The 11,565-nt window shown below is 61.3% G+C and carries 10 protein-coding genes; 8 read left to right on the top strand and 2 right to left on the bottom strand.

Going from position 1 to position 11,565, the window contains the following annotated elements; genetic code table 11:
• Positions 1-617, bottom strand: a 617-nt coding sequence (locus EOA86_RS06855; protein ID WP_281035638.1) for a glycine betaine ABC transporter substrate-binding protein, incomplete at its 3' end; no start/stop codon positions are given.
• A 217-nt stretch (positions 618-834) separates the two neighbouring features.
• Between EOA86_RS06855 and EOA86_RS06850 the strand changes: the two genes are divergently transcribed.
• The 8 genes from EOA86_RS06850 to EOA86_RS06815 all read left to right on the top strand — a co-directional run bounded on the left by EOA86_RS06850 (position 835) and on the right by EOA86_RS06815 (position 11,124).
• On the top strand, positions 835-1,446 hold the full coding sequence (locus tag EOA86_RS06850) for a thymidine kinase (protein WP_065011918.1): 612 nt from the start codon (positions 835-837) through the stop codon (positions 1,444-1,446).
• Positions 1,447-1,741: 295 nt separating this feature from the next.
• Positions 1,742-2,830: a hypothetical protein gene (locus EOA86_RS06845; protein WP_128341064.1), complete on the top strand. Its 1,089-nt coding sequence runs from the start codon at positions 1,742-1,744 to the stop codon at positions 2,828-2,830.
• A gap of 35 nt (positions 2,831-2,865) precedes the next feature.
• Positions 2,866-4,011: a hypothetical protein gene (locus EOA86_RS06840; protein ID WP_128341063.1), complete on the top strand. Its 1,146-nt coding sequence runs from the start codon at positions 2,866-2,868 to the stop codon at positions 4,009-4,011.
• Between the two features lie 24 nt (positions 4,012-4,035).
• Complete coding sequence (locus EOA86_RS06835) at positions 4,036-5,946, top strand: ATP-binding protein (protein WP_128341062.1); 1,911 nt, start codon at positions 4,036-4,038, stop codon at positions 5,944-5,946.
• Between the two features lie 141 nt (positions 5,947-6,087).
• Positions 6,088-7,392: a DUF6638 family protein gene (locus tag EOA86_RS06830; RefSeq protein ID WP_128341061.1), complete on the top strand. Its 1,305-nt coding sequence runs from the start codon at positions 6,088-6,090 to the stop codon at positions 7,390-7,392.
• Between the two features lie 33 nt (positions 7,393-7,425).
• On the top strand, positions 7,426-8,568 hold the full coding sequence (locus EOA86_RS06825; RefSeq protein ID WP_128341060.1) for a DUF2333 family protein: 1,143 nt from the start codon (positions 7,426-7,428) through the stop codon (positions 8,566-8,568).
• Between the two features lie 159 nt (positions 8,569-8,727).
• Positions 8,728-9,123: an ester cyclase gene (locus EOA86_RS06820; protein WP_128341059.1), complete on the top strand. Its 396-nt coding sequence runs from the start codon at positions 8,728-8,730 to the stop codon at positions 9,121-9,123.
• 321 nt (positions 9,124-9,444) lie between these two features.
• The gene (locus EOA86_RS06815; RefSeq protein ID WP_127212213.1) at positions 9,445-11,124 is read left to right on the top strand and encodes a formate--tetrahydrofolate ligase; all 1,680 of its coding nucleotides are present in this window, start codon (positions 9,445-9,447) and stop codon (positions 11,122-11,124) included.
• Between the two features lie 69 nt (positions 11,125-11,193).
• Here the strand turns inward: EOA86_RS06815 and EOA86_RS06810 are convergent.
• Positions 11,194-11,565 (bottom strand): isochorismatase family protein (locus EOA86_RS06810; RefSeq protein ID WP_128341058.1); only part of this gene is annotated, 372 nt, incomplete at its 5' end.

Below are 11,565 nucleotides of genomic sequence, written 5' to 3'. Positions count from 1 at the left end.
GTTTGCTTCTCCCAGCCGAGGAAGACCACGTCTTCGCCTGATGCGGCAGCCTTCTGCACCGCCGACAGCATGCCGGCCTCCGAGCTTTCGACGAGCTCGAAATCCTTCAGGCCGAACTTGTTGGAGGCGATCATGTCGAGGATCAGGCGGTTGCCGTCATTGCCGGCTTCGATGCCGTAGATCTTGTTGTCGAGCTTGTCCTTGAACTTGGCGATATCCGCGAAATCCTTGAGACCGGCGTCATAGGTGTGCTGCGGCACGGCGAGCGTATACTTCGCGCCTTCGAGGTTGGTTACGACCGTCTCGACCGACTTGTCTTCGAGATAGGGCTTTATGTCGGCTTCCATGGTCGGCATCCAATTGCCGAGGAAGACATCGACGTCCTTGTTCTTCAGCGAGGTGTAGGTGACCGGGACCGACAGGACCTGCACGTCGGGCTCGTAGCCGAGCGCTTCGAGGATAACGCTGGCGGTAGCGGTGGTGGCGGTGATGTCGGTCCAGCCGACATCGGCAAAACGCACCGGCTTGCAGCTTTCCGGCTCGGCGGCGAGTGCGCCGCCCGCGGAAAGAAATGCCGCCAGACCGAAGCCGGCGGCGAATAGTTTCATACGCGACATCATGTATTCTCCCATTGTGATCTATCGGCGAAGCGAAGTTGCGGTTTTGTCTCCACCTTGTTTCGTCAGCCAAACACCATTCTGGTGCGGTTTCAAGCGATAAGACAATCGCGACCAACGGCGCGGGCTGGCCGATCAGCGACACGTTCGCCGCTTTCTGGTGAAATGTCAGGACGCCCCCTCCCCGCGCCGGGACAACTCGGCTTAAAAGGGCGGCATGGCCAAGCTGTACTTCCACTACGCGACGATGAATGCCGGCAAGACGACGATGCTGCTGCAGGCCTCGTACAATTACCGCGAGCGCGGCATGACCACGATGCTGTTCGTCGCCGGCCACTACCGCAAGGGCGATACCGGGCTGATCTCGTCGCGCATCGGCCTGGAGACGGAGGCCGAGATGTTCCGCGACGGCGACGATCTGTTCGCCCGGGTCGCCGAGCATCACGACCACACGACCGTGCATTGCGTCTTCGTCGACGAAGCGCAGTTCCTCGAGGAGGAGCAGGCGTGGCAGCTTGCCCGCATTGCCGACCGGCTGAACATTCCGGTGATGTGCTACGGCCTGCGCACGGATTTCCAGGGCAAGCTGTTTTCCGGCTCGCGCGCGCTTCTGGCGATATCCGACGATCTACGCGAGGTGCGCACCATCTGCCGCTGCGGCCGCAAGGCGACGATGGTCGTGCGCCTCGGCGCGGACGGCAAGGTGGCGAGACAGGGCGAACAGGTGGCGATCGGCAAGGATGTCTATGTCTCGCTCTGCCGCCGCCATTGGGAAGAAGAAATGGGCCGCGTCGCGCCCGACGATTTCATCGGCTTCACCAAAGCCTGACCAGCGCTATTCCGCGTTGCGTGCGCATGGATCGAACGGTGCCAGGACAGAGGGGGAAGAACTGCGGCAAGGAAAACTGCGATCGGTGAGCTTCGTTGCTTTGCGACGGCAGTTATGCTATTGGTTTGGGCATGGTGCTGATCGCGCCAACGACCCGCCGCCGAGGCGGGTTTTTTGTGTCGGGTTTCGGCGCTATCCTTCGCAAACTCCTAATCTTCCGCCTTCCCTTCCCCCTATACCGCACATATATTCCGGCGGTTCGCGACACGAACAAATGCCGAAGCGGGAGGCCCCAATGGCGACTTTGCAGAATTTCGATGCCGAAATTGCCAAGACCAAGCAGGTCGTGCAGGACATGCGCACCAAAATCGAGCAGTCCGGCACGGTGCTCGACACGCTCGCCAAGACCGACAAGAAGATCGGCGACGCCAATTTCGACCTCGAGAACGCCCGCATCGAGGATGTGCTGAAGCAGCAGAAGGTGATGGAAGGCAACATTGCCGACCTGATCATCGGGCTGGAGGACGCCACCAACGTCTTCGGCGCTGAATTCGAGAGCATGAAGAACTACACCGGCTGGGAAAGCTTCGTTGGTATATTTTCCGACCAGAGCAAGCAACGCATGCGCACCGACCGCGTCCGCAACATGTCGCTGGCCGGCAATCTGCAGGAGCTGCTGGCGAAATCCGACACCATTGTCGGCATCCTCAAGGCGCAGAAGCAGATCCTCGACCAGCGTTACAAGACCTCCGAGGCCAGCCTGTCGCAGGTGATCGAGCGCCGCAAGGCAACCATGTCCAACCTGGAGACCGTGCAGAAGCGCATCGAGGAGCTCAATCCGATGCTGCTCGACATCGAGAACAAGATCGCCGCCTCGACCAGCCAGAAGGAGCGCACCGAGCTCGAAGGCGAACGTTCGAAACTGGCCACGGAGTACAACGAGAAGCAGGCCAAGGAGCAGGAACTGCTGGCCGAAAGCCAGACGCTGGAGCGCTACACCTCGATGTTCCAGACCTTCGTCGATTCGCTCAACAACCAGATCGCGGCGCAGTCGACGCTGATCAACAAGCTGACCATCGATACCGAGCAGCGCATCGTGCTCTACAAGGCGCTGGAAGATTCGCTGAAGACCGCCGCCCAGCAGGACGTCGCCCACAAGATCAACACGCTGGGCAGCCAGGTCGACAACACCGCCGAGGAGACCATGGCCGGCATCGGCGCGGCCTCGCAGAAGCACATTGGCGATCTCCTCGAAATGCACGAGAAGAACATGGTGGCGACCGCTGACATCCAGCGCCGCAAGAAGCTGGCCGACGATGCCTTTGCCCGCCGCTTCGAGGACGTGCTGAAGAAGCACAATGCGGCAAACTACGTGCAGTCATAATTGCTGCACTCGCATCGCTCCGAAGGGCTGGCTGCATGACCCCCGAAAACGAAGCGGCAACGCGCTATTTCTCGGCGATCACGGCGGCACTCAGCGGCCTCGAGGTGTTCATGCGCGACGATCGCTCGCCGCTCTACCGGCACGGCATTGTCGCCAAAATCGTCGCCGAATATATTGCGCGGCTCGACAACTCCTTTTCCTGCTGGCGCAACCGGCTGGGCTTCATGGAGACGTTCCGAATTTCGCGCGCCGAAAGCGGCTTTCCGGTCTTCCAGAACGTGCTCGAGCTGGAGAACGATCGCCGCCAGGCCGATACGCGTCTCGCCAACATACCGCTGGCCGACGAGTTGCGCGAGGAAATGGCCGACTTCATTCTGCGCCACAAGGAATTCCCCGAAGCGCTGCAGAAGTCGATGGCCGAGCGGCTCTATCTGGAGGGTGTCAGGAGCGAGACGACCTTCGGGCCGTTCACCTTGGCGCAGACGGCAAAAGTCTCGGTCAATCCGAAGACCGGGCGGCCCTACTACCTCGTCCACTGGGCCGCCTTCGACGGCAGCGCCAACCTGCCGCTGGTCTACATGGTGACGGTCGAGGATTCCTCCGAAGAGATGATCGGGCAGCTTGTCGACCGCAACGGCAAGCTCAACGACAAGGTCGACATTCCGCTCCCCGTCGAAGGCCTGCTCAATCCCGAGCTAGCCCACCGCTTCGACGACTTCACCGAGAAGAATTCCGCCTATACGCTGTCGCCGGCGACGATCGCCGTCAACCTCGACAAGGATTTCGAGCAACTCCACCCCAAGCAACTGCGCCGCGCCGTGCTCGGCCCGTTCTATTCGGCCGGGATTACCGACAACAATTCGACGGTCAGCGACGTTCTGGACAAGGTGCGCAAACCGGAAAACGCCTGGCTGCTGACCTGGACCATCCAGGAGGTCTACTCCAAGGCCGAAAAGCCCGGCCGCAAGGGGTTGTTTTCGAGCGAGAAGACGACGCAGGAATTCTTCATCGACACCGACGATCTCGAGGCCGCGCGGCAGGGCGTGTCTAGCTACGAGAAGCATGCGCTGATCCCGCATGAGGCCTATCAGGCGCTCTACGCCGCCGGCGAGGCGCAGAAGATCTTTTCCGGCTACAAGGTCCACATCCTGTCCAAGGGACAGGTCATCAGTGACGTCTGACCGTCAAACCGCGGAGCATCCTTCATGGACACCGGCCTGACCACGATCTCGGAAGCGGCAATCGAAAAGTACCGCGCCACGGCGCAGAGCTTCATCACCCGCATCGTCGTGCTCGAGGACCCGTCGCGGGAATCCGGGACCGCGCTGGCCGGCACCAACCGCCGCTTCGTCTCGACCGTCTCGGTCGGCTCGGTTCGCCGCACGCGCGAGGTCGAGCTTTCCAAGACCGTCGCCGCCGTCCATCCCGACGACCAGCTGCTGAGCATTGCTCAGCACATGCTGCTGTTTCGCACCCGGCGCGGGCTGGCGATCGCACTGGCCATTTCAGACGTCTTCGCCGAAGGCTCCGACCTCGAAAGCCTGCAAGCGAAAAACGCTCGCGCGCCGCTCGAAGGCGACGAAGCCGCCACCTTCAAGAAACTGCTGTCGGCTTCGGCCTATATTTCGGCCTTCAGCCTCGCCTCCTATCTGTTCCAGCTGATCGACAGCGACGGCGAGGCGCCGAACGACACGCCCGAGCCGGACTTCTTGTTCGACACGCCGCAGGATGCGGTGAAGTCGATCGTGGCCGGCCTCGACAGGGCGATATCAGGCGCGAAGGACGACGCCGATCTGATGACCCGGGCGCGCGCCTTCGCCCGTGTCGCCATCGACGGGCTTTTGGCGCGAAAGGGCCGCTTCGACGGCATAGGTCCGTTCGAGAACGCGCATATCCGCATCGACGTCGACGACTTCACCCTTGACGGCTTCGACGTCGCGCCGGGCAAGCGGTCGAAGCCGCTGGTAATGACCTTCAAAAAGCCGGAAGAGGTCGTCGGCAACCACATCGCCAAGTACCAGTCGGTGAAGCTCGCCAAGATGCTGATGGCTTACGATTTCGAGCGCGAGCTGAACCCGTTCGTCGAGCTCGGCGGCTTCCTGTTCACCTTCATCGGCGATGGCGCGCCCGGCACCGGAAAAACGACGCTGATCCAGATGATCGCCGGTCTCGTCAACGGCTACTGTCAGGTCGCCGGCTATCCCTTCGCCTACGAGAATTTCGGCGTCGACCAGATCTCCTCCTACCAGGGCAAGTCCGGCCAGAACTGCCGCCAGTTCATCAACAATGTGCTGAACCCGCGCGTCATCGGCTTCGGCACCATCGACGATATCGATCAGGTGGCGGCACGCCGCTCCGACGATCGCGCCTCGGCAGGCCAGCAGGAAATCACCGGTGTCCTGATGGACGCGTTTGCGGGTGCCGGCACCGTGGTGCGCGGCAACTGCTCCTTCGGCATGTTCTCCAACTATCCCGAAAACGTCGACGACGCGCTGCGCCAGCGCGCCGGCGCCCGCTGGCTGGTCGATGGGCCACAAACGCGCGACGACTACATCGACATTTTCGTGCTGCTCGCCGGCAAGAACCACAAGATCCCGCTCGGAGACCACAAGCTCTATGCCGCCCAGGAAATCCAGCGCGCGGTGATGGAAGCCTATGAAGAGCATGAAAAGCCCAAGGAAGACGGGCTGATGAAGGTCTATGAGCGCTACATGAAGGAGAACGGCGCACCGAAATCGATGGCCGACATCGGCACCTATCTGCACATGATCAAGGAGGCCGAGCCGCGCTTCACCGGCCGCGCCATCAAGAACGTCACCGATGCGATCAAGATGCGCGCCATGGATATCGAACTGCCGGACGAATGGTTGGAGAAGCCGGAAGTCTTCATGCACAAGGGCTACGACGACAAGAAGGCGATGATCGAGGAACTGCGCGGTCCGTTCTCGATGGATATGGTCATGCAGGAGGTCAACCGCTACGCCGACTCGGAGTTCCGCTATTCCGACAAGTCCGACGACGCGGCGGTGACCAAGATGATCCGCGACACCCGCCTGCGCGACCGCGCGGTGCGCGAGATCGAGGAATTGAAGAAGAAGGGCCTGTGGAATGCTTGAGATGCGCCGACGCTCCCTTCTCCCCCTGTGCGAGAAGGTGTCGCCGAAGGCGACGGATGAGGGGTATTCGTCGAGCTGGAACACCCCTCATCCGGCCGAGCTTCGCTCGGCCACCTTCTCCCACAAGAGGAGAAGGGATAGATGAGCCCCGCCAGGAAATCCGATCTGCTGCGCGAGAACGAGCTGATCTATGGCCGGCTGCTGACCATCGACGAGCCGCATCTCATCCAGCGCTACAACAAGGCTTTGGTCGCCTTCGGCCTGAAGCCGACGAAGCTGAAGAGTTTCGAGATCGACCGCACCGGCTTCTCGCCGCAGGTGGCCGAGGAATGCGGCGACTACCACTACCTAGATCCCAACGAGATCAACCGCCGTTTTATCATCCTGACGCCGTCGCAGATCGACCTGCCGGTGGTCCACACCGCCTTTTCCAATACCTCGCAACTGATGTTCGAGTTCATGTCGACGAACCAACGCGCCATCGACGCGCTGACCATCAAGGATGTCATCCACGGCGAGATCGAGGATTCGGTCCCCAAGGTCGACGACATCGAGGATCTGCTGTCGATCAACCAGGTCGAGTTCAAGGTGCTGTCGGCGGAAGACGTGCTCGGCAAGGCCGCCGAACTCGGCAAGCTCGTCGACCAGCTGAAGCAGGAGCCGGACGCCTGGCGCGACAACGCTATGCTCACCCGCATGGTGGAGCTGGCCAAGATCTGCGGCGACATCCGCGAGAACGCGCTGGTGCCGGATCAGGTGATCTTTCGTCACAGCGCCTATTGGACCAGCCATTTCGGCGGGCTCTATGTGTTCATCGACCCGGACATGACGACGGTGATCAGCGACCCGGCAGCCCCAGGCTTCCGTCGCTCGCGACCGTGGCAAGTGAGCTACCTCTCGATCAATGATGCCGACCGGGTGTTCAAGTTCCTCGCCGCGACCGGCCGCATCGAACTGCCGCGTGCCTCATGGATCGAAACATCAGGCTATCTCGAACATCGCGCCGAAATGGTGGTGCGCGCGCTGATCCGCGACGCCGAGCCCGACCGTAATCTGACCGATGTCGACAAGGTCTGGCTGCAGACCTGGATCCACGGCCATGCCGACCTGATCACCAGGGACGGCAATTTTCCCTTCCTCAACGCCGCCAAGCGCGAGATCGCTCACCTTGGCTATCTAAAAATCGAAGACGTGTTCCCGCACCAGCGCTTCCTGGTGATCCGGGCCAAGCCCGGCCATCCCGACGCCTGGCTGACCAACCAGCTGATCTCGGATTTCGTGCCGCAGGACTTCGTCTCTCGCTACGTCTTCAACAAACCGGGATTCTACAGGGACTATGACGGCTTCAGCGACGCCGGGAGATCACATGTTGTGGACGTTCTGAAAACTACATATCTGAAAGAAAAGGTGGCGTTTCGCACACGCCTCTACGGCCTTACCGATTGAATGACCGGCTGACTGACGAGGGGTGACATCGCCATGCTTGATCCGATCGTGAATTTCTTCACACGGATTTTCCAGTGGATCGGCCGCGGCATCGGCTTCGCCGTCGGCGTGATCCTGTGGCCGTTCATGAGGGCCGGGCACTGGTATACGCAGCGCGGCTGGATCCTGAAGGCGGTGCTCGGCCTCGCTCTGCTCATGCTGATCGGCCTCTACGGCTACTTCATCTGGAACACGCAGGTCTGGAGCAATTTCAATCCCGCGTATGCGGAGGCATATAATTTCACGCAGCCGGCCGGAACCGCCCCGGCGCAGCCCGCTCCTTCCGCCACCGGGGAAACCGCCGGTGTCGAGGGAGAGGTCAAGACCTGCACCAACTCGGCCATTGTCCAGGTCGCGGCCGATCTCATCGATTTCAACGTCAACGAGAACGCCTGGATCTCGTCGATGATACTCTACAAGCTCGGGTTCTTCGGCATGGACTGGGACCGCACGCCGTTTCTCGACAACAAGGCCTCCTTCCAGCGCGGGGTCAATCAGGCCATCCGGCGCACCGCTGTCGAGCTTGTCGACACGCTGGGCCGCGTCCGCGGCACCAGCCAGATAGATCAGAACCTGCAGGATGCGCGCGGCGCGATCACCTTCGACGAGGAAACCTGGTATTTCGGCCTCAGGCCCTTTGGTCCGAAAACGCCGACGCCGAGTTTCTATCGCACGGCGGCGAGCAGCCTTCGCGCCTTCAACGACCGGCTCATGAAATGCGAGGTTGTCTTCAACGCGCGCGCCGACAATCTGTTGCAGTTCGTCGACCGGATCGCGAGTGACATAGGCTCGACGTCGGACCTGATCCGCGACCGTTCGCAGAATTTCAACAGCGGCTGGTTCGACACGCGGGCTGACGACCGCTTCTGGTTCGCCTACGGCCAGCTCTACGGCTATTACGGCATCCTGACGGCGGCGCATCACGACTTCCAGCAGATCCTCGACAATCGCGGCCTCACACCACTTTGGAACAGCGTGGAAGGCCAGCTCAAGGCGGCGCTCGCCATCCAGCCTTTGATAATCTCGAACGGCCGCGAGGATGGCTGGATCATGCCCACCCACCTCACCACGATGGGTTTCTATGTGCTTAGGGTGCGATCGAACCTCGTCGAGGTCAGGTCCGTTCTGGATCGGTGAAGGGCCAATAGTGAAAGACGTCCTGGCTTGAAATCACCGCTGTCCCTGGTCGAAATCGGCAACTTGTCAAGGCAATAGCTCGGCCGCATATCGCGGAGAGCGGAACCTGACTGCCTCGTCGTCGTTCAACCGCTGGGCGGCGGCCAGTGAGGACACGAGATGGATATCCGGGAAGTTGCTCGAAATTTCTACGCCACGGTCGACACGCAAGACTGGGACAAGCTGGCCAGTCTGGTCTCTCCAGATCTCGCCGTTCATCTCGGCAGTGCCAACCCGATCGACTTCGATGACTGGCGCAAATCGCTGACCGAGTTCTTTGTTGGATTTCCGGACGGGCATCACGTCGTCGACGACTGTGTCAGCGACGCCGACAAGGTGGTCACGCGCGGCCGCTTTCAGGGCACGCACACCGGCGTCTTCCATGGTGTCGAACCGAGCGGAAAATGCGTATCGGTTGGTGTGATTCACATCGATCGTGTTGAGAACGGCATCGTAGTCGAACATTTCGGCCAGCTTGACGGCTTGGGGCTGATGCACCAGATCGGCGCATTCTAACGCGGCCGTTCGAAGCGCCGACCGGGGCTCGAACCCTGTCGCATTCCGTGCATTCCGCGGCTGTTTTGAGACGGCAGGACGGCGCGTGCTCTGGCTTTTATACGGCGCGACAACCGGGCGCGAAGATCCGGGAAGGTCGACCGGGAAACAGAGAGCTGCCTTTCTTCATGGGAAACATAGTTGCATGCAAGTTGACGCCACGGCAGCGACAGGGTTAGAACGTGCCCTCGCCTGAAGTGCCAGGCTGTTTCGAACAGGCTTGCGACCGACCACACTGATCAAACCCGTCCCCTCCACCGTCCAATCCAGAGGAAAGCCGCCATGGCCGAAGTGAAGTCCGACATCGAGATCGCGCGCGCCGCCGACAAGAAGCAGATCCAGACTATCGGCCAGAAGATCGGCATTCCAAGCGAGCACCTTTTGCCTTACGGCCACGACAAGGCGAAGATCTCGGCCGAGTTCATCAAGTCGGTGAAGACAAACAAGGACGGCAGGCTGATCCTCGTTACCGCCATCAACCCAACGCCGGCCGGCGAAGGCAAGACGACGACGACGGTGGGCCTCGGTGACGGTCTCAACCGCATTGGCAAGAAGGCCATCGTCTGCATCCGAGAGGCCTCGCTCGGGCCGAATTTCGGCGTCAAAGGCGGTGCTGCCGGCGGCGGCTATGCGCAGGTCGTGCCGATGGAGGATATGAACCTCCACTTCACCGGGGATTTCCATGCCATCACCACGGCGCATAATCTGCTTTCGGCGCTGATCGACAACCATATCTACTGGGGCAACGAGCTCGGCATCGACATCCGCCGCGTCGTCTGGCGCCGCGTCATGGACATGAACGACCGCGCACTTCGCGAGATCATCTGCTCGCTCGGCGGCGTCGCCAACGGCTTTCCGCGCGAGGGGGGCTTCGACATCACCGTCGCCTCGGAAGTCATGGCGATCCTGTGCCTTGCCACCGACCTGAAGGACCTGGAAAAGCGCCTCGGCGACATCATCGTCGCCTATCGCCGAGACAAGTCGGCCGTCTACGCCCGCGACCTCAAGGCCGACGGCGCCATGGCCGTGTTGCTCAAGGACGCCATGCAGCCCAACCTCGTGCAGACGCTGGAGAACAACCCGGCCTTCGTCCATGGCGGCCCCTTCGCCAACATCGCGCATGGCTGCAACTCGGTCGTCGCCACCACGACGGCGCTGAAGCTCGCCGATTATGTCGTCACCGAAGCCGGTTTTGGCGCCGATCTCGGTGCGGAAAAGTTCTTCGACATCAAGTGCCGCAAGGCCGGCCTGAAGCCGGCGGCCACGGTTATCGTCGCCACCGTGCGCGCCATGAAGATGAACGGCGGGGTCAAAAAGGAAGACCTCGGCAAGGAAAACGTCGAGGCGGTCAAGAAGGGCTGCGCCAATCTCGGCCGTCACATCGAGAATATCAGGCAGTTCGGCGTGCCGGCCGTGGTCGCCATCAACCATTTCTATTCCGACACCGACGCTGAAATCAGGGCGATGAAGGACTACGTCGCCTCGATGGGCGAAGAGGCGATCCTGTGCAAGCACTGGGCCCACGGCTCGGCCGGCATCGAGGAACTCGCCAACAAGGTGGTGGCGCTGGCCGAATCCGGCTCCTCGCAGTTTGCGCCGCTCTATCCCGACGCGATGCCGCTGTTCGAGAAGATCAACACCATCGTCCAGCGCATCTATCGCGGTTCCGAAGCGATCGCCGACAAGTCGGTGCGCGACCAGCTCCACGCCTGGGAGCACGCCGGCTACGGACACCTGCCGGTCTGCATGGCCAAGACGCAGTACTCGTTCTCGACCGACCCGAACCTGCGCGGCGCGCCGACCGGCCACACCGTGCCGGTGCGCGAGGTCAGGCTGTCTGCCGGCGCCGGCTTCATCGTTGTCATCTGCGGCGAGGTTATGACCATGCCCGGCTTGCCCAAGGCGCCGTCCTCGGAGAAGATCTTGCTGAACGAAATGGGCCAGATCGAAGGTCTGTTCTGAGATTTTGAAGGCCGGAATGATAAAGGCGCCGCATCGCTGCGGCGCCTTTTGCTTATCTACGACAGACTTCTAAGCGGCGTTCCGTGCCAGCGCGCGCTGGTTGGAAGCGTGGATCGTGTCGCGCTCGGGCAGCGTGCCGGTCTTCAGACAGTCGATCCATTCGGCGGTCTTGAGAACGGCAGCGAAGCGCGACTGCAGTATGATAGTCAGCACGCGGTGGATGTCCTCGGCCGAAGCATAGCCGGCGCTGTTGGCATAGGGCACGGAGCCGGTGGCGTCGGACAGGAACTCCACCGCAAAACCCATATGGACTGCGTGGATAACGGTCGAGAGATCGCAATTATGCGTCATGTAGCCAACGACGGTAATCGTGTCGATGGCGTTGGCTACATGACGCATAATTGCGATCTCTCGACCGTTATCCACGCAGTCCATATGGGT

The organism is Mesorhizobium sp. M5C.F.Ca.IN.020.32.2.1 (genome assembly GCF_004023105.1).
In the GTDB taxonomy this organism is placed as follows: Bacteria; Pseudomonadota; Alphaproteobacteria; order Rhizobiales; family Rhizobiaceae; genus Mesorhizobium; species Mesorhizobium wenxiniae.
The sequence above is the reverse complement of the archived record's forward strand: the minus strand, read 5'-3'. Positions and strand labels throughout refer to the sequence as shown.

What these genes read in the sequence shown, in the direction of transcription:
- EOA86_RS06825 (WP_128341060.1), top strand. Translation starts at nt 7,426, where the DNA reads ATGCTTGATCCGATCGTGAATTTCTTCACACGGATTTTCCAGTGGATC.
- EOA86_RS06820 (WP_128341059.1), top strand. Translation starts at nt 8,728, where the DNA reads ATGGATATCCGGGAAGTTGCTCGAAATTTCTACGCCACGGTCGACACG.
- EOA86_RS06815 (WP_127212213.1), top strand. Translation starts at nt 9,445, where the DNA reads ATGGCCGAAGTGAAGTCCGACATCGAGATCGCGCGCGCCGCCGACAAG.
- EOA86_RS06850 (WP_065011918.1), top strand. Translation starts at nt 835, where the DNA reads ATGGCCAAGCTGTACTTCCACTACGCGACGATGAATGCCGGCAAGACG.
- EOA86_RS06845 (WP_128341064.1), top strand. Translation starts at nt 1,742, where the DNA reads ATGGCGACTTTGCAGAATTTCGATGCCGAAATTGCCAAGACCAAGCAG.
- EOA86_RS06835 (WP_128341062.1), top strand. Translation starts at nt 4,036, where the DNA reads ATGGACACCGGCCTGACCACGATCTCGGAAGCGGCAATCGAAAAGTAC.
- EOA86_RS06830 (WP_128341061.1), top strand. Translation starts at nt 6,088, where the DNA reads ATGAGCCCCGCCAGGAAATCCGATCTGCTGCGCGAGAACGAGCTGATC.
- EOA86_RS06840 (WP_128341063.1), top strand. Translation starts at nt 2,866, where the DNA reads ATGACCCCCGAAAACGAAGCGGCAACGCGCTATTTCTCGGCGATCACG.